This window comes from Mesobacillus jeotgali, assembly GCF_014856545.2.
GTDB lineage: Bacteria > Bacillota > Bacilli > Bacillales > Cytobacillaceae > Mesobacillus.
The window spans coordinates 4,079,091-4,096,282 of sequence record NZ_CP109811.1; the positions used below are offsets into that span (position 1 = coordinate 4,079,091).

Here is a 17,192-nt window from a genome sequence, read left to right on the forward strand (position 1 = left end):
CCCGCTGAATCTTGCGGGTTTTTCTTTTTGTCCATCCCCCATTCATGTGCAAATCAAATCAAGAAAACAATCTTCATAATCCTCCCATTTCCGGAAAGAATAAGTGTAAATCCAGATTGGCGGAGATTAACAATGAGACATCCATTCAAGAAAAAACTAATGCAAGAAATTGAGAAGGAAGCTGCACGACAAGATACAGAAGGACAGAAGCCTGAGCAATATCTCAATGAGCACGAATGGGAAAAAGCGCTTTTAAAGTCACATGATTTTAAAAAGACTTTTTACGTGAATCAAAAATCAGAAAAAAAATTCTGTTTCTCTTTTATGTCAACTTTAGTAGATGAAAGCATCCTTCAGAATAATGCCCTCCCCTATCTGCTGGAAGGCGAATTAACGGAAATCGAAGATGTTAAAAGCCTGATCCCTATTGCTGATGTCCAGGTATCAGATAAAAATGAGGATATTGAGACTAAATTGTTTAATGGGTACGTCCTTTTAACTCTGGAGGGTGAACAAAAATATTTCGCTTTTATTGCAGCCCAAAAAGAAGTGGTCAGAAATGTTGCACAGCCCGAGGTAGAGTTCAGTGTAATCGGGCCAAAGGAATCCTTTGTAGAGTCGATTGACCATAACCTTAATATGATTCGCAAAAGGGTTCCTGTAAAAGAGCTGGTCATCGAAAATTACACGGTAGGCTCCCTTTCCAAATCAGGTGTGGCCATCCTGTATATTGATGGGATTACAAATAAAGATAACGTCAATACTGTTGTACAGCGGGTCAAAGAGATTGAATTCGATGAAATCACTGATAGCTCCTATATCGTCCAGCTGATTTCAGATAACCAGAACTCTCCCTTTCCGCAGCTGCTTGATACAGAAAGGCCAGACCGTATTGCGGCAATACTTGCAGAAGGTAAAGTTGCCATCCTTGTAGATGGTTCACCGCACGCATTAATCGGGCCAACGACCTTAGTAGAATTCTTCGGATCATTCGAAGATTATTTCCTTAATTATTTATTGTCTTCTTTTTTCCGGCTGATCCGTCTATTCGCCGTTGCTTTCTCTATCCTGATCACACCGATTTATGTAGCAGCCCTTTCCTATCATTATGAATTGATCCCGAAGGACCTGCTAAGTACATTGATTACGTCAAGAAGGGAGATTCCGCTCCCTCCTATCCTAGAAGCGTTGTTCCTTGAGTTGACGATCGAGCTATTGCGTGAGGCCGGGGCCCGCCTGCCAACCAAGGTCGGCCAGACAATCGGTATCGTAGGCGGAATTGTAATTGGGACGGCTTCCGTTGAAGCAGGCCTGACGAGTAATGTCCTGCTGATCATTGTCGCACTGGCAGCGCTGGCGTCTTTCACCACACCAGTTTACCGGATGGGCAATACAATCAGGCTGCTGCGTTTCCCGTTCCTGTTCTTCGCTGAACTTTGGGGAATGCTGGGAATCATCGTTTCCTTTTCGTTCCTCCTGGCCCACTTGCTTCGCCTTACATCATTGGGCAGGCCTTTCCTGGAGCCTTTGTATCCTCCTAGGGTGAAGGATTTCAAAGATGCGATCATTCGGCTGCCTTTTACCATGCAGTATAATCGGCCTCAATATTTAAGAACAGAAAATCCAGTCCGTTTCAGTGAGAAAAAGGCAAAGCAAAAAAAGGACATCGATGAGTGAGCATTGGAGGTTTTGAAAAAGCATGCAGCAGCCAATACCTGAAAGATTGCAAGTATCACCATTTCTCGTTCTCTACCTGATTATGTCCATGCAGATCGGCATCGGGGTTCTTGGCTACCAGCGCATCATCGCGAAGAATGCAGGTTATGATGCATGGATATCAGTTCTTGCTGCTGGCTTAAGCATTCATGTCATCGTTTGGATGATCTATAAAATTTGCGGGACGGTTGAAGGAGATATCGTGGCAGTCCATGCTTATGTTTTCGGCAAAAAAATCGGCAACCTCCTAAGTACGGTCTTCATCGTCTACCTGCTGATATTTGCACTGGCTGTCTTAAGGACTTATCTAGAAGTCGTCCAGGTATGGATGTTCCCTGAGATCAGCCCTTTCTGGTACAGCCTTGTCTTTTTGATTCTCTCAGTGTATATCGTTTTTGGCGGTTTTCGGACCGTAACCGGTATAGCTTTTTTCTGTATCGTCCTTCCCAGCTATTTGCTGCTGACGTTTGGCTTTGCACTCAGGTATGCAGAATTCAGGAATCTGCTGCCCATACTCGATCATTCCTTAAAAGACATGGCTTTAAGTGCGTTCAATATGTCCCTTACGTATATCGGGTTTGAAATACCGCTATTTTTCTATCCATTTATCAAGGATGCACCTAAATCACAAAAATGGGCCCATCTAGCTGTCTTTATAACGACCATTATTTATACCATAATGGCGATTATAACTTTTACTTATTTTTCAGAAGCACAACTGGCTAAATCCATCTGGGCAACACTTGAAATGTGGAAAATTGTCAGCATGCCCTTTGTTGAACGATTTGAATATATCGGAATTGCTAACTGGAACCTGATTATCCTCCCGAATATCTGTATTGCTCTTTGGGGTGCCAGCATGATTTTAAAAAGATCATTTAAGCTGCGGCAAAAAAAAGGAGTGATTGCCCTCGCACTCATTTGCTTGATCGCCATTCCTTTTTTGGATACAAGGGCTAAAATAAACTTATTGAATGACTGGGTCGCACGAATTGGATTCAGTGTAACCTTCGTCTATGTCCCTTTTTTATTTATCGCAACATTGATTGCCAAGAAGGTGAAAAATAAATGATGAATAGGATTTTGGTCATACTTTCGTTTTTTTCCCTTTTGCTTACAGGATGTGTCGAGAAGGAAATTATTGATGACGTTAATATCGAAATGGGCGTGGGTTATGACCAGAAAGATGATGAAATAGAGGGCACGATCATGGTCCCTATTTTTAACCCCGATAAGAAAATTGGTAATTTTACCTTTTCCGCAACAGCTTCGAGCAACAGGGATTTATTTCAGGAGATTCAGCGAAGGTCAGCACAGCCCATCGTAACAGGCTCCCTGGAAATTGCCATCTTTGGTGAAGAAATTGCTAAAAAGGGAATCAGGGATTTCATCGATGCTTTTGAACGCGACCCAAGCATCGGTGCCAGGGTATATTTTGCCGTTGCAGATGACAAGGCAAAAGAAATTTTATCCGGAACATATGGAAACAGAGGGAATGCCATTCATTTATCACAGTTAATCAAACACAATACTGAAACTCGTAATTTGCCGGTTACCAACATGCATCTCTATTTGTTTGAACTATATCAGGAGGGACAAGACCCCTATCTCCCTATCCTGAAAAAAGAGGAGCCTGAAGTAATTGACATTACGGGAATCGCATTATTCAAGGATGACAAAATGGTGAGTCAATTGCCTTCCGATAAAATGTTCTTCTTTAAGCTTCTTACTGATAAATTCAGCGAAGGCTCATTTAAACTGGAAGTGGATGACAAGGATGTCTCAGTTAAAGATTTGGATTCAAAAAATAAGCTCAAACTAAGGAAACGGGAACCCTATGTTATAGACTTAGAAATCGAGATTAATGGACTTATTCGTGAGTATACCGGAAAAATTGTGACACCTGAAGTGATCAAGAAGATTGAAAAGGAATTCGAGGACCAAGTCAATAAAGAAGCCACCGCAATGATACAGGACTTTCAGGAAATGGGGATAGATCCAGTCGGGTTTGGCCAGTTTATTAAAACTAAAACAAGAGGCTTCGATTTTAAAAGATGGGAAGATGAATATAAGAATTTAACGGTGAATGTTAAAACTGATGTGATCATAACTGAGGTAGGGATTGTTGAGTAAATGAAAGAGGGTGTCCTATGGCACCCTCTTTTGTTTTATGCAGTAGTTGAGAACATGTATTTCTTGTAATGGTACCGAATCGAGAAAATCAGGCTAACAGCGAGCATATTTCCCATTAACGAGCTTCCCCCGTAACTGATAAATGGCAGAGGAATACCCGTGATTGGCAGAAGGCCAATTGTCATGCCGATATTCTGGAATACGTGGAAAGTGATCATGCTGATGACGCCGACACAGATGTAAGTGTAGAAATCGTTTTTTGTTTCCATGCCAATCTTGGTGATTTGATAGATGAGCAGGAAAAACAAGCTTACGATGATACTCGCTCCAACGAAGCCGAATTCCTCGCCAATGATGCTGAAGATGAAGTCAGTATGGCTCTCAGGCAGATACACTTCCCTTGTTCCATAGCCCTTCCCCACTGTTTCACCTGAACCGATGGCCAGCAGCGACCTCGTCAGCTGAAACCCGGTCGTGCTCTGGTAATTATAAGGGTCAAGCCAGGAATAGATCCGGCCAAATTGATATTCCTTTACACCAAGATATTTTTCGAGAATTTCAGGCTTCCAGATCACAAAATAAAATATGATTGAAATCAGTGTCAGGCCTGTCCCAAAAATAGGCACAAGCAGCTTCCAGGTAATGCCCGAGATAAAAATCATCCCAAGCATGATGGCAATATAAACAAGCGATGTACCAAGGTCAGGCTGCTGCATGACGAGCAAGAGCGGCACCATCGTGACAATACCGATTTTAATCAAAAGCCAGAAGTCTGTTTGCATCGATTTCAGCCGATATTTCTGATGGTGGTCGACAATCACCCGAGCAAGTGCCAGGATGATGAACACCTTCACCAGCTCGGAAGGCTGAAGGGTACCCATTGCTGGCACCCTGTACCAGCTTTTCGCCCCATTGATGACAGGAGCAATACTTGAAGGTGCGACAATCAGCCCTGCCAGAAGGACCAGCCCAAAACCATACGCATACCAGCTCAATTTTTGCAGCTGATCGGAGTCAAGGGTGATGACCGCGGTAATAATGCCAGCACCTATTATGTACCAGATGATTTGCTTGATCAAAAAGTTTTCAGAGCCATACTGCCCCGTCGTCTGGGCGCTGTAAATGGCGATGCAGCTTGACAGAAATAATAAGATCAATATCGTAACCAGCCCATAGTCGAGCCGGGAATTCGTTTTAGGATTCGAAGTCATTTTTATTCCCCTTTTATATGAAGGCAGATTCCATCTGACATTTGAGTAAGCTTTTATTAAGGCATAGAATTGAGCCCTAAATGAAGAACTGTTCAATACTTCATTATATTTTTTTCGACAATAAATCACAACTTCTGACTATGAAATGGTTATTATTACATATCAAAATATTTTTATTCAGGCAATTTGGCGGAGGGAAATGGATGAGGTTTCCTTTTTAACTTTTGTGCCTTAATGACGGACAGATTTGCAGCTGTCTTCTGGATTTTTGTCCGTCATGGCCTCGATGATGGACAGTTTTTCTGCATTCCTCTGGATTTTTGTCCGTCATGGCCTCGATGATGGACAGTTTTTCTAATTTTCCCGGGATTTTTGTCCGTCATGGTCTCGATGATGGACAGTTTTTCTAATTTTCCCGGGATTTGTGTCCGTCATCGAGTCACCTGTAAATTTACGTGCATAGAGATGGGACATGTTTCATAGCTTTGTAAGGGACAAAGTCTTTGAAAAAGTGGGGATTCTGTATGCTATCAAAAATTGAAGCTTTCATCCTTGGGATTATCCAGGGGCTGACTGAGTTTTTGCCGATCAGCAGTACCGGGCATCTTTATCTTGGCAGAAATTTGTTCGGTCTTGAGAAGGCCGGCCTCCTGCTCGATACGATGCTTCATGTAGGTACGCTGCTGGCAGTGTTTGTGTTTTATAGATACGAGTTTATCAAGATTTTGAAAAATCCGTTTGGGAAACTGACCTTCCTCCTTGTTGTCGGCACGCTGCCTGCTGTCGTGGTCGGATTACTGTTTGAGGATTACTTTGATGAGATATCAAAAACCGGCGTGACGATTGGCTGGGAATTCCTGATTACCGGGACATTGATGTGGTTCGCCGACTCAATCAAAAATGGCCGCAAAAAGATGGACGATATCAGCTATACAGATGCGCTGGTGATTGGCAGCTTCCAGGCAGCGGCAATTTTTCCTGCGATTTCCCGTTCCGGATTAACGATTGTTGCGGCGCTCTGGCGTAAGCTCGACCGCGAGACAGCAGCCTATTTCTCTTTCCTGCTTTCAACTCCTGCGATTCTTGGCGCTATCGTTTTGCAAGGAAAAGATCTTTTCAGCGGCGGAAGTGAGACGATTTCGATTCAGGCGTTGTTGATTGGGATCATTTCAGCAGCGATTTTCGGTTATATTGCGGTAAAATGGATGATTGGCTATTTGAAAAAACATTCTTTGAAGCCTTTTGCGATTTATGTGTGGGTAATGGGGCTGGTTGTGTTGTATTTTCAGTATAGCGGGCAGTTCTAAAACTTTTTATAGCGGAAATCTGAATTTTATAGCGAGTTTTTATTTTATATAGCGACTTTTTCGTTTTTATAGCGAGTTTCTCTGTTTTATAGCGACTTTTTCGTTTTTATAGCGAGTTTCTCTGTTTTATAGCGAAAATCCCATTTTTATAGCGAATTGGAAATTCCAGCTGTTTTTTTCCAGTTCCCACAATCACGAAAAAATGCACACCATTCACAAAGTGGTGTGCATTTTTCATTTTATCAGCAGCCGCCGTCTCCGCCCATCAGGACAAGACCTTCACGATACTCGTCATATTCAAGTGCCATACCTTGAGTATAGTCGACGATATTGGATTCGATTGCGACTTGGATTTCGTTGATTACTGTTACATGATCATCTTCTTCCGGCTCCTCCAGAGCCAGACCAATCTGCGGGCCTCCTCAGCCAAAGCCGCCGAAGTATACGCGGATACCTTCTGCGTTGCGCTCAGCGAGGATCTCTTTTAAAATGTCGCGCGCTTTATCTGAAATCTGCATTCTCCCTTTTCCTTTCTTCATCAAATCTGTCTAGTGCTTAGTTTACCATGGTATCAATAATAAATATACAATACTGCCCGGAGTATTTTGCGAAGGTTATATTTGGAAAAAATAACCTCCTCCGTCTGAAATTGTGAACAACATGTGATTAAAACATGACAAAACTAAACGAAACTTAACAAAACTAAACAAAAAGTATACCCATCTACTAAATATTCTATTATATTTAGTTTAGGATGAAAAGGAGGGAAACCATTTGCAAATTTACACTCCCGATGAAATCGCTTCCATGCTGAAAATTTCCAAGCATACTGTCTATGAAATGATTAAGCGTGGCGATCTTGCAGCCTTTAAAGTAGGCAATAAAATGCGGATTGAAGAAAGCGAGTTTGAAAGATATAAAGCCAGCATGTCCGCAAACCCAGTAAAAACACAGGAGTCAAAGGCGGCAGCCCAGCATTCTTTGCAGCTCGCAGGCAGCCATGATTTCCTTGTCGAACAGCTGGTAAAGTACATAGCGTCTGAAGGAACAGGACTTTCAATCACTCCCTCCTACATCGGCAGTCTGGAAGGATTGATGATGCTTTACAGAGGCAGTGCCGACATCGCTGCGGTCCACTTGCTCGACCCGGCATCGCAGCAATACAATCTTCCCTTCATCCGCCAGCTTTTTGTCCATGAGCCGATTACGGTGATGAGACTTGCTTCAAGGGAACAGGGCATGATCGTCGCAAAAGGAAATCCAAAGAACATCGCCGGAGTCAAAGACTTGGCTAGGGATGATGTCACGATCATCAATCGGCAAAAAGGTGCCGGAACCCGCTTCCTGCTCGATTCATTCCTTGCGACTGAAAAATTGGAACCAGCAGCATTAAAAGGATATCAAAATGAGGAATGGACTCACCTGGGTGCGGCGGCACATATCAGCAGAGGCACCGCCGATGCTGCCTTCGGAATCAGATGCGCAGCAAGCCAGCTTGGACTAGATTTCATCCCGCTCACTAAGGAACAGTTTGATCTTGTATTCCGCTGGACTCCCGGAAACAAAGATGCGATCAAACATTTGATTGACCTGATCCAGCTCACTAATTTCAAGGACAGCATCGCGGACCTTGATGGCTATGATGCTGAGGAATTCGGAAAAATCATCTATGGAAACCATTTATCGGAGGCATAAAACAATGAAACTGAAAAATTTAATTTCTATCTTATTCGTTCTTATGTTAGCTCTTGTAACCGGATGTTCAGATTCTGATTCTACTGCCAATGAACCAGAAAAGGCTCCAAAAGAAGAAAAAACAGACCTGATTCTCGCGACTACAACCAGTACCCAGGACAGCGGGCTGCTTGATGTGTTACTGCCTGAATTCGAAAAAGAAAACAACTACAATGTAAAAACAATTGCGGTCGGTACTGGCCAGGCGCTTGAAATGGGAACGCGCGGCGAAGCGGATGTTCTGCTTGTCCACGCTCCTGCTGCAGAAGAAGAGCTTGTTAAGAGCGGCGATGCAATTAACCGCCAGAAAATCATGTACAATGATTTCATCCTTGTCGGCCCTGCTGAAGACCCAGCTAAGATAAAGGGGTTATCTGTTGCTGAGGCATTGACGAAAATCACTGAATCAAAAGCTTCATTTGTATCACGCGGTGATGATTCCGGAACACATAAAAAAGAACTAGAGCTTTGGAAAAAATCTTCCCTGGATCCGAAAGCACTTGGTGATGCCTATATCGAGGCTGGGCAGGGCATGGGTGCAACACTCAAGATTGCCTCAGAGAAAACAGGCTATACACTGACAGATCGCGCGACTTTCCTGGCGCAAAAGAAAAACATGCCTGACACGGAAATTCTGGTAGAAGGCGATGAGAGTCTGCTGAACATTTATCACGTTATGCAGGTCAACGATGATAAGCATGAAAAAGTAAATGCAGAAGGTGCGAAAGCATTCGTTGAATTCATGACTGCCGAAGGCACAAAGAATATCATCAAGGATTTCGGTGTGGATGAATACGGTGAGCCTCTCTTCTTCTTGTTCGAATAAGAGCACCGGTAATGTATAATCGTATTATGCAGAAAATTTAGAAGGAAAGCCTGATTGCGCATGGAACTTTTACTAGAAGGATTAAAAAAAGCTATAGAGATGATTCTGTCGAGCGATCCGGAGATTCTTGAAATTACCTTGCTGACATTGAGGGTGTCGATTTCTGCCGTACTTGTGAGCACATTGATCGGTATTCCAACAGGTATGTTCCTCGGTCTCGCCCGTTTTCCAGGGAGGCGGTTCATCCTTGCCATCATCAATATTGGCATGGGCCTCCCTCCGGTCGTTGCCGGCCTGTGGATCACCCTTTTCCTGTGGCGGTCAGGCCCGCTTGGCGATTGGTCCTGGCTTTATACGCCGACAGCGATCATTCTCGCGCAAATCCTGGTTTCATTGCCAATTGTCACAGCGCTGACAAGCACGGCCTTTCAGCAGATCAATCCGAAGTTGATCTTACAGGTGAAAGCGCTTGGAGCGACGAAAATTCAGCTTTATTGGATCTTAATGAAAGAGGTAAAGCTGGCGATTCTTGCGGCCATTATCGCCGGGTTCGGCCGGGTCATTGCCGAAGTAGGAGCTGCGATGATGGTCGGCGGCAATATCAGCGGCGAGACGCGAATCCTTACGACCTCAATTGTCATGGAAGTTTCGAAAGGCAATTTTGATATTGCCCTGGCACTTTCATTCATCCTGATGACGCTGGCGTTCATCATTACATTCAGTTTGACTTATTTACAGCAAAGGAAGCGGAGCCTATGACCCCACTGATTACTGTGAAAAATTTAGAAGTGAGAGCCGGGAAGAAAACCCTGCTTTCCATCCCCCATTTTGAGATTCAAGAGGGGGAAGTCCTTGGGGTCATGGGACCGAATGGCGCAGGAAAAAGCACGTTCATCAAAGCGTTATCGATGCTTGAAAAACCTGCCCATGGATCGATTTTTTTAAAAGGTCGCGATATCACGGTTGACCTGACACTGGAGGCGCGGAGAAAGTTCGCTGTCGCGATGCAGCAGCCGCTCCTTCTTGATACGACTGTTTTCCAGAACATCGCGGTAGGACTGAAGCTCAGGAATCTTCCACGCCAGGAAGTGAAAAACAAGGTCGCCTATTGGCTCGATAAATTCCACATCAGCCATCTTGCTAAAAAACAGGCTGCCCATCTGTCTGGCGGTGAGGCCCAGCGTGTCAATCTCGCACGGGCCATGGTCCTCGAGCCAGAGGTCCTGTTTTTGGATGAACCATTCTCAGCACTGGACTTCCCCACAAAGATCCAGTTATTGAAGGAAATCAAGTCGATCATCCAGCAGACGAAAACGACGACCGTTTTTGTCAGCCATGACCTTATGGAATTGAAATACCTGGCCGGAACGCTGGCGATCCTGATGGATGGCGAGCTGAAGCAGACCGGTCCGACAGAAGAAGTGTTGTCATCCCCCAACACATCGACATCCACTTTTATAAATGATTGGAAAAGCCTTCTCAATTAGATTGTTTCAAGCATGGCTGCAGAAAGCCATGCTGTTTTTTTATGGAAGTCAAAATAGTCTATTATCCTTAGCTATAAAATTCCGGATATAGTATGATTCAATGCAAGCATTATTTTAACATAAAGGAGAGTGTATATATTGAAATATGCAATCATCACAGGTGCTTCAAGAGGGCTCGGAGCTTCTGCAGCACAGAAAATGGTGTCTGAGGGAATTCATGTGATCACCGTGTCCCGGAGTGAGAACAATTCATTAAAGCAGGCTGCAGAACAATCCGGGGCGGGATATACCCATCACAGCTGCGACCTTAGCTCAGAGGACCAGGTCTTAAGTGTATTCGCCGCAATTGCAGATGATGTTTTTAAAAAGGCGGAAGCTGTTTATGTGATTAATAACGCTGGAATCATCGAACCGATTGACGTTGCAGGAGAGCTCGATGCGTCTTTGGTGCAGAAAAATATCCAGGTTAATCTAACAGCACCAATTCTGATCAGTAATTTGTTTTTACAAAAAGCAAAGGAAGCCGACAGCAAGGTAGTGATCGCGAATGTAACATCTGGCGCTGGTGAGAGGCCAATCCAGGGGTGGAGCATTTATTGCAGCACGAAAGCCGCTGTCAATATGTTCACAATGACCGCAGGCCTTGAGCTCAAGAACAGCGAGAGCAGCAGCAAGGTCATCGCCTTCAGTCCCGGTCTGATGGACACCGATATGCAGATGACGATCCGCTCTTCTTCTGAAGAATCATTCGCTGATGTCGATACTTTCAGGAATTATAAAGAAAGCGGCAGTCTACGCAGCCCGGATACTGTTGCCGAAGCACTTGTGAATCTTGTATTGGACAATGACCTCGAAAACGGAAGAATTTATAAAGTGAATGATTTGCTTTAGTATTTAGCGCAGTCCTGGTGGACAGTGGATATAGAAGTAGGAAGCCAAAAAGCGAAGGAGCACTGCTTCTTCGCTTTCTTCATTCACATATTCGTTTCCTTCGCCTGGTCAAGTTGCTCTTCTCCATTAGAATCAATGAAAAAGGGAATATTCATTTCAAGCAAAAGGTCCAGCAGTTCCTGTTTTTTCTTGATATTGCTTAACCCGATATTGAAAGCGGGGAATCCTGTCCTGACATTCAATCTCGCCAGACGCTGTCCGCCTTTTGGCATCGAGTCGATGTACTTAGCTTCATCATTTAAGATAATGCCCAAAGTGGCATTATTATGTACCTCGTATGGCAGAAGCCCTTCGATATCCTCCCATGGAATAAAACCAGGACCTGCTTTGCCTCGCAATGTCAGTCCTTTATCACTGATCGTCACATTCGCTTCTTTTTCAAAGAATGTTTTCCCTAAAAATAACAGGCTCCATCCCAGTATGATGATCAGCGCACCAAACAGAATTATCCCCATGCCATTCCCTTCCGGCTCGGACAGCATACTTATAAACCCGATGAAAGAACCAATGGTCATAAGGCCAATAACAGCAAAGAGAAATGCAATTCTTATCTTTGAAAAGTAAAAATCCCTCTCCATGTTTCCCCTCCTCCATAATATACACTTGGATAAATTACCCATTAAACACAAACATAAACCAATTTATTCCATATATTAATCATTTATTCTGCTCTATTTTTGGATACTTTTTTAGTATGATGGGGTAAGATTGATAATGGGAGTGGCGTAAATGGATCGGATTTCTTTTAAAATCGGGGCGGTTTTTTTCATAACGATACTGCTGGTCGAAGGTTTCTTATTCTACTACCTTCATTCTTCTATCATCCATTCGAGGATTGACGAGGAGCTGGCTTCCCTGCAAACGCGGGGAAATAATCATCGTGATATCCTGGAAACTTCCTATAGCCAGGAAACCATTCACCATATTACGATCATGGAATCAAAGACGGATACCCATGTCATTATCACTGATCGAACAGGCGCAATTGTTTCTTCTTCGGTCCCGATCGATAACTCCATACAGGATATCATTAAAGAAACACCTTCGGATGTACCGCGGACTGGCTTGATTTTAGAGGATGACTGGCAGGACAGGCAATATATAGCGTCAGTCAGTCCCCTGGAGAACAATGGTGCTGTTTATATGTTCAAGAACACACAGCGCGTCCAGAGCCTGATTGCCAAGCTGAATAAACACTTCTGGCTTGCCGGAATCCTGCTGCTGATATCAATGGCTGTGATTACCCTTTTTCTATCCAGGTTCATCACCAAGCCAGTCATTAGGATGAATGAAGCGACTTATAAAATTCGCCAGGGCGACTATTCCGTTACTCTGCCGCGCCGTGGAAACGATGAATTGGGAGAGCTTTCAGAGTCGATCCAGGTACTGGCAGATGACCTGAGCCACATGAAAAGGCAGCGCAATGAGTTCCTCGCGAGCATTTCCCATGAATTGCGGACCCCTCTCACCTATATAAAAGGCTATGCGGACATAGCGGGCAAAGCAGGGACAGCAACAGAGGACACAAGTCATTACCTTCAAATCATCCATGAAGAAGCAACGAAGCTTTCCGGTCTGATCAAAGGGTTATTTGACCTCGCCAAAATGGACGAAAACACTTTTACCATCCAAAAAGAACGTGTTGAGCTTTGTGAATTCATGCGTGGAATACACACGAGGATGGCACCGTCTTTCAGCGAAAAAAATATCGCGCTTAATTTTGACTGTCCTGGGGAAGTCTATATCGAGGCCGACCCTACCCGCTTTGAACAAATCATCATTAATCTGCTTGATAATGCAAGAAAGTATTCTGATGAAGGTACTGCGACTTCAATGCAGGTTTTTAAAAAGAATGGCGCAGTTTATATCATCGTGAAGGATGAAGGAAAAGGAATTCCTAAAGAAGATCAGGCCTGGGTTTTTGACCGGTTTTACCGTGTCGACAAATCACGGTCAAGTGCTTTAGGAGGTTCAGGGCTAGGGCTTGCAATCGTAAAAGAGCTCGTGGAAGCGCATGGCGGAAAAATCATTCTCAGCAGCGAGCTTGGCAAGGGCACAACTTTCGAAATCATGATCTGATTGGTTTTAAAATCCTGAAACATGGAATACATAACTAGAGGGGTGATGTCATTGAAACAAGTTAATTCGTTGGTGGAAATTGTTGAAGCTGTAAAGAAAGACAGCAATGGCAACAGAGTTTTGCTCAATCAGCACGAGACCTCACGCTCCGCCGTCACTTTGGGTGACGAAGACACAGAATCCGGCACGAGGCTCCATGTGAAAGCAATCCTTGACAACACGCTCTACTACTCAGAAGTATTTACCGATGACACACTGTATGAGGAAGCAAACAGCCTGATACAGGAGCTGAAAGGTCTGGCAGAGGTTGAGTTAGTAAGCGAGGAAGAGATTGACCGACTAATTGAAAAGTAAGTGATAATGGGCAGCTGTGTGCAGGCTGCCTTTTTATTATGCCTAACCTCGGTTAAAAAGTTTTACATATTGCCACCCTTTTACCGGGAAAACTAAGATTGTACTCACTAAAAGGAGGGCTTGTAATGACGAAGAAGTTCAATAAAGGCAGCAGAAACCAAAATTCTCCCAAGCTCGGGAACCAGATGGCCGAGTTTTCCGGCGAATTGACAAGCGGCGACAACAGCAAGGGAAACAAACACAACAAAGACCAGAGTGATAAAACCGATCGTCACCATTAATGTGACCATGAAAAAAGCCGGCAAACAATTGCCGGCTTTTAGTCCATATCTGTCAGAATGGCTGTCTGGTTATTCAGGTTAGCAGGATCGACTCCGTTGCTTTCATTTTCATCGTAAAAAGCCTCCTGGAGCTTCATGTTCGCTTCCGATGTTTCCCTTTGTTCTTCTTCAGAACCTGGATTGACAGGCTTTGCGTTTGAATCAATATTAACAAACTTATCCTTTTCCATGGTGTATCCCTCCTGATGCTAGTATCAGCCTTGGACTTTACTTTTACCCGGATAATGGCTAAGGCGAACTAGAAAAATCAGGAATTACCTGCGGACAGAAGCTGCCATCCGGACATAAGTATGCCGTTTGCCGCGTACGACAATGGAATAGGCCATAATGTTCTCAGGTGACGCGATTCCTCCTGCCCCGGCGTCCCCAATATGGTAGAGATCGGCTCCGGCCATCTTGCTGTTCAGGGCAATTTGTTTGATCGTTTGCTCATCCGCCCCCTCCTGGCTAGTACCTGTCGTCAGGATTGCTAGCGCTCCTTTTTGGTGGACGAGCTCAACTAGCTTAGCCGTCTTTTCAACCGTAAAACCTGGTACTGTGCCTGGCGAAGGAATCAGGATAATGTCAGCACCTGCTTCGACAAACCTATGCAAGGTTTCTTCCGTCATCATTGTGCTTCCCGTCTCACCAGCCACCCCTGCACCATGCATCTTTCCCGCAATGATCAAACCATCTGGGCCGAACGCTGCCCTGGCTCTCTCAATCGCCTTCGTGATCTCGGCATTCGTCACGCCTGTTTTAGGATTGCCTGTCAGGCAGACGAAATCGAAGCCAAGCTCCTCCGCTCTTTTGAGGGAAGCATCGGTAGCAATCCTTCCTTCAGGCAGCTGCTGCAGCGCCTCAAGTTTGTCCGCCTCGAGGTCAACCGGTTCAAGGTTCAAGCCAACAGGACGGCCGATGAGCTTTTTTAATTGGGTGATTACTTCCGCAGGTTCTGCTTCTGGCAAGCTTTCAATCGAAGGATTCATTACATCGAAGAAATTCAGCAGGATCAGGTCTGCGCCAAACGCGGCAGCCAGTTCCGCATTCGTCACGGCAGGGTAAAGCGGCGAGAATGCTCCGATTACCTCAGATAAAATCGTCCGCCCCTCCGAAGCAATGATCGCCTTTTTCAAACCCTGTCCTGTCATTTGTTCAAAATCTGAGGCTGTGCAGTCAAGCAGACGTTTCATGATTATATCCCTCCATTTTATGTATAGGTTCTAGTTCACCAATTTCTCCATTTAGATAGCCTGTAAAAAAAGACCTGGCGGTGAAATGCCGCCAAGTCTGTCTAGCTAACTCAAAAGTATAAATTTTTACACTTAGATTAGTGTCTAGCTGCGGCTCCTAACTCCTCGAGACGTTTGTCTGGTGTCGCCTCCTAGAAACTCCGAAACTTCAACTCCGCCGGCAGAAGCAAAAAGCGCTTCTTTGTCGGAGTCTCCAGTTTCTGCGTTTCTGGGCAGTCGGCTATACTTTTCGATTTCGGTCCTGCCAATGAAGTCAAAGAGCGACTTCAATGTCAGGCCCTCCAACGCTAGTCGGAGTTGGGCAGTCGCCTCCGCTTTTCTATTTCCGCTTCATCTCATTGGCCAAAAACTCTACATCGGTTCCGACAATGACTTGAAGGTCTGTTTTATTCAGTTTCAAAACGCCTTTTGCGCCCAGGCGCTTGAGCTCTGCTTCATTTACTTTTGCCATATCGTCTACTTTTAAACGCAAACGGGTTACGCAATTATCCAGATCCTTGAGATTGCCTTTGCCGCCTAATGCTGCAAGGTAGTGATCTGCAAGCTCTGCGTAATTCCCTTTTGAAGAACCGCTATCTGTGAACTCGCCTTCAACCTCGTCTTCGCGTCCTGGAGTCTTGAGGTCAAGCTTGATGATCAGGAAGTAGAAAATCACGAAATACAGAACTGCATAAACGAGGCCGACACCAAGCAGCAGCAAAGGCTTTTGCGCGATTCCGTAGTTCAGCACATAGTCGATCGCACCGGCTGAGAACCCGAATCCATGGTGGATATCCAGCATGTAGGTGATGGACATGGACAAACCAGTTAATACAGCGTGGATTCCATAAAGTACAGGAGACAGGAACATGAACAAGAATTCGATAGGCTCCGTAATTCCTGTCAGGAATGATGTGAAGGCTAATCCGATTAGCGCTCCGGCAGTAGCCTTTTTGCGCTCCTTTTTCGCCGCGGCAATCATCGCGAATGCAGCAGCTGGAAGACCGAACATCATGACTGGGAAGAACCCGTTCATGAAGATACCGGCATCAGGGTCACCGGCGAAGAAACGGTTCAGGTCACCTTTTACAATCTCCCCTGCCGCATTCGTGAATTCGCCAAACTCAAACCAGACAAGTGTGTTCAAAACATGGTGAAGACCCATTGGAATTAATAAACGATTCAAGAAACCGAATACGCCTACTCCAACTGCACCCGCGCCAACAATCCATTCACCGACATTGTTGATGCCCTCCTGAATTGGCGGCCAAACATAGCCAAAAATACCGGCTAAAACGATCATCACCAATGAAGTGATGATTGGAACGAAACGCTTGCCGCCGAAGAAGCCAAGCCAGTCCGGCAGTTTAATATCGTGAAAACGGTTGTATAGCAAGCCCGCGATGACCCCGGATAAAATCCCGCCAAGCACCGCCATATTGATTTCTTCGTTGACAGCACCTGCGCCCTTTGTCAAAACAAAGTAGCCAATCGCACCAGCTAGACCGGCTGCACCGTGCCCATCCTTTGAAATACCAACTGCCACACCAATCGCGAATAATAGTGCAAGGTTGGCAAAAATTGCGTCACCTGCCGCAGAAATAAAAGCAATATCCAATAAGTCCGGCTGCCCAAGACGCAGCAATAATGCAGCTGCAGGTAAAACAGCGATGGGAAGCATCAGCGCCTTCCCGATCCTTTGTAAGAATCCTAGCATCTTCAACACCTCTTCCGTCAAAATTGTAAGTGCTTACATTTATCCGTGGACATTGTAGAAATTTGTAAACACATTCCCAGTTTAACACTTCGACTCCCTAAAGAATACCCTATAAAAAGACTATT

Annotated in this window: 18 protein-coding genes; 12 read left to right on the forward strand and 6 right to left on the reverse strand. The window is 44.7% G+C overall.

The window, feature by feature from the left end:
• The first annotated feature begins 132 nt into the window (after positions 1–132).
• The 3 genes from FOF60_RS20935 to FOF60_RS20945 are packed head-to-tail and all read left to right on the forward strand — an operon-like array spanning position 133 to position 3,849.
• Complete coding sequence (locus FOF60_RS20935) at positions 133–1,677, forward strand: spore germination protein (protein ID WP_413632776.1); 1,545 nt, start codon at positions 133–135, stop codon at positions 1,675–1,677.
• A gap of 22 nt (positions 1,678–1,699) precedes the next feature.
• Complete coding sequence (locus FOF60_RS20940; RefSeq protein ID WP_192470107.1) at positions 1,700–2,788, forward strand: GerAB/ArcD/ProY family transporter; 1,089 nt, start codon at positions 1,700–1,702, stop codon at positions 2,786–2,788.
• Entirely contained in the window at positions 2,785–3,849 is a 1,065-nt protein-coding gene (locus FOF60_RS20945) for a Ger(x)C family spore germination protein (RefSeq protein ID WP_192470106.1), read from the forward strand. The genes FOF60_RS20940 and FOF60_RS20945 overlap by 4 nt, the downstream gene beginning before the upstream one ends.
• A 35-nt stretch (positions 3,850–3,884) precedes the next feature.
• Here the strand turns inward: FOF60_RS20945 and FOF60_RS20950 are convergent, their stop codons facing one another.
• The gene (locus tag FOF60_RS20950; RefSeq protein ID WP_192470105.1) at positions 3,885–5,060 is read right to left on the reverse strand and encodes an FtsW/RodA/SpoVE family cell cycle protein; all 1,176 of its coding nucleotides are present in this window, start codon (positions 5,058–5,060) and stop codon (positions 3,885–3,887) included.
• Positions 5,061–5,584: 524 nt separating this feature from the next.
• On the opposite strand from FOF60_RS20950, the gene FOF60_RS20955 reads away from it, so the two are divergent.
• The 6 genes from FOF60_RS20955 (at position 5,585) to FOF60_RS20980 (ending at position 11,305) form a co-directional block, all read left to right on the forward strand.
• Positions 5,585–6,367: an undecaprenyl-diphosphate phosphatase gene (locus FOF60_RS20955; RefSeq protein ID WP_192470104.1), complete on the forward strand. Its 783-nt coding sequence runs from the start codon at positions 5,585–5,587 to the stop codon at positions 6,365–6,367.
• Between the two features lie 774 nt (positions 6,368–7,141).
• Positions 7,142–8,062, forward strand: a complete 921-nt coding sequence (locus tag FOF60_RS20960; RefSeq protein WP_225649830.1) for a helix-turn-helix transcriptional regulator — start codon at positions 7,142–7,144, stop codon at positions 8,060–8,062.
• A 4-nt stretch (positions 8,063–8,066) separates the two neighbouring features.
• Positions 8,067–8,927, forward strand: a complete 861-nt coding sequence (locus FOF60_RS20965) for an ABC transporter substrate-binding protein (RefSeq protein WP_192470103.1) — start codon at positions 8,067–8,069, stop codon at positions 8,925–8,927.
• A gap of 60 nt (positions 8,928–8,987) precedes the next feature.
• Positions 8,988–9,686: an ABC transporter permease gene (locus FOF60_RS20970; RefSeq protein WP_192470182.1), complete on the forward strand. Its 699-nt coding sequence runs from the start codon at positions 8,988–8,990 to the stop codon at positions 9,684–9,686.
• The gene (locus FOF60_RS20975) at positions 9,683–10,414 is read left to right on the forward strand and encodes an ABC transporter ATP-binding protein (protein WP_192470102.1); all 732 of its coding nucleotides are present in this window, start codon (positions 9,683–9,685) and stop codon (positions 10,412–10,414) included. The genes FOF60_RS20970 and FOF60_RS20975 overlap by 4 nt, the downstream gene beginning before the upstream one ends.
• A 129-nt stretch (positions 10,415–10,543) precedes the next feature.
• Positions 10,544–11,305 carry a (S)-benzoin forming benzil reductase gene (locus FOF60_RS20980; protein ID WP_264647602.1) on the forward strand — a complete coding sequence of 254 codons (762 nt, stop codon included), beginning with the start codon at positions 10,544–10,546 and terminating at the stop codon, positions 11,303–11,305.
• An 83-nt stretch (positions 11,306–11,388) separates the two neighbouring features.
• Here the strand turns inward: FOF60_RS20980 and FOF60_RS20985 are convergent, their stop codons facing one another.
• On the reverse strand, positions 11,389–11,943 hold the full coding sequence (locus tag FOF60_RS20985; RefSeq protein ID WP_192470100.1) for a PH domain-containing protein: 555 nt from the start codon (positions 11,941–11,943) through the stop codon (positions 11,389–11,391).
• A gap of 151 nt (positions 11,944–12,094) precedes the next feature.
• Between FOF60_RS20985 and FOF60_RS20990 the strand changes: the two genes are divergently transcribed.
• The 3 genes from FOF60_RS20990 (at position 12,095) to FOF60_RS21000 (ending at position 14,079) form a co-directional block, all read left to right on the forward strand.
• On the forward strand, positions 12,095–13,444 hold the full coding sequence (locus FOF60_RS20990; protein WP_192470099.1) for a sensor histidine kinase: 1,350 nt from the start codon (positions 12,095–12,097) through the stop codon (positions 13,442–13,444).
• Positions 13,445–13,495: 51 nt separating this feature from the next.
• The gene (locus FOF60_RS20995; RefSeq protein ID WP_192470098.1) at positions 13,496–13,798 is read left to right on the forward strand and encodes a hypothetical protein; all 303 of its coding nucleotides are present in this window, start codon (positions 13,496–13,498) and stop codon (positions 13,796–13,798) included.
• Positions 13,799–13,923: 125 nt separating this feature from the next.
• Positions 13,924–14,079 (forward strand): hypothetical protein, encoded by a 156-nt coding sequence (locus FOF60_RS21000; RefSeq protein WP_192470097.1) that lies wholly within the window; start codon positions 13,924–13,926, stop codon positions 14,077–14,079.
• A gap of 38 nt (positions 14,080–14,117) precedes the next feature.
• Here FOF60_RS21000 and FOF60_RS21005 read toward each other — a convergent pair whose 3' ends face one another.
• The 4 genes from FOF60_RS21005 to nagE form a co-directional block, all read right to left on the reverse strand.
• Positions 14,118–14,309 carry a hypothetical protein gene (locus FOF60_RS21005; RefSeq protein WP_192470096.1) on the reverse strand — a complete coding sequence of 64 codons (192 nt, stop codon included), beginning with the start codon at positions 14,307–14,309 and terminating at the stop codon, positions 14,118–14,120.
• An 84-nt stretch (positions 14,310–14,393) separates the two neighbouring features.
• Positions 14,394–15,311 (reverse strand): DUF7916 family protein, encoded by a 918-nt coding sequence (locus tag FOF60_RS21010; protein ID WP_192470095.1) that lies wholly within the window; start codon positions 15,309–15,311, stop codon positions 14,394–14,396.
• 144 nt (positions 15,312–15,455) lie between these two features.
• Complete coding sequence (locus FOF60_RS21015; protein ID WP_192470094.1) at positions 15,456–15,641, reverse strand: hypothetical protein; 186 nt, start codon at positions 15,639–15,641, stop codon at positions 15,456–15,458.
• Between the two features lie 49 nt (positions 15,642–15,690).
• Positions 15,691–17,067, reverse strand: a complete 1,377-nt coding sequence (gene nagE, locus FOF60_RS21020) for an N-acetylglucosamine-specific PTS transporter subunit IIBC (protein WP_192470093.1) — start codon at positions 17,065–17,067, stop codon at positions 15,691–15,693.
• Positions 17,068–17,192 lie beyond the last annotated feature (125 nt).

Coding starts and splice junctions, on each gene's coding strand:
- FOF60_RS20935 (WP_413632776.1), top strand. CDS start 133: ATGAGACATCCATTCAAGAAAAAACTAATGCAAGAAATTGAGAAGGAA.
- FOF60_RS20940 (WP_192470107.1), top strand. CDS start 1,700: ATGCAGCAGCCAATACCTGAAAGATTGCAAGTATCACCATTTCTCGTT.
- FOF60_RS20945 (WP_192470106.1), top strand. CDS start 2,785: ATGATGAATAGGATTTTGGTCATACTTTCGTTTTTTTCCCTTTTGCTT.
- FOF60_RS20950 (WP_192470105.1), bottom strand. CDS start 5,060: ATGACTTCGAATCCTAAAACGAATTCCCGGCTCGACTATGGGCTGGTT.
- FOF60_RS20955 (WP_192470104.1), top strand. CDS start 5,585: ATGCTATCAAAAATTGAAGCTTTCATCCTTGGGATTATCCAGGGGCTG.
- FOF60_RS20965 (WP_192470103.1), top strand. CDS start 8,067: ATGAAACTGAAAAATTTAATTTCTATCTTATTCGTTCTTATGTTAGCT.
- FOF60_RS20970 (WP_192470182.1), top strand. CDS start 8,988: ATGGAACTTTTACTAGAAGGATTAAAAAAAGCTATAGAGATGATTCTG.
- FOF60_RS20975 (WP_192470102.1), top strand. CDS start 9,683: ATGACCCCACTGATTACTGTGAAAAATTTAGAAGTGAGAGCCGGGAAG.
- FOF60_RS20985 (WP_192470100.1), bottom strand. CDS start 11,943: ATGGAGAGGGATTTTTACTTTTCAAAGATAAGAATTGCATTTCTCTTT.
- FOF60_RS20990 (WP_192470099.1), top strand. CDS start 12,095: ATGGATCGGATTTCTTTTAAAATCGGGGCGGTTTTTTTCATAACGATA.
- FOF60_RS21000 (WP_192470097.1), top strand. CDS start 13,924: ATGACGAAGAAGTTCAATAAAGGCAGCAGAAACCAAAATTCTCCCAAG.
- FOF60_RS21005 (WP_192470096.1), bottom strand. CDS start 14,309: ATGGAAAAGGATAAGTTTGTTAATATTGATTCAAACGCAAAGCCTGTC.
- FOF60_RS21010 (WP_192470095.1), bottom strand. CDS start 15,311: ATGAAACGTCTGCTTGACTGCACAGCCTCAGATTTTGAACAAATGACA.
- nagE (WP_192470093.1), bottom strand. CDS start 17,067: ATGCTAGGATTCTTACAAAGGATCGGGAAGGCGCTGATGCTTCCCATC.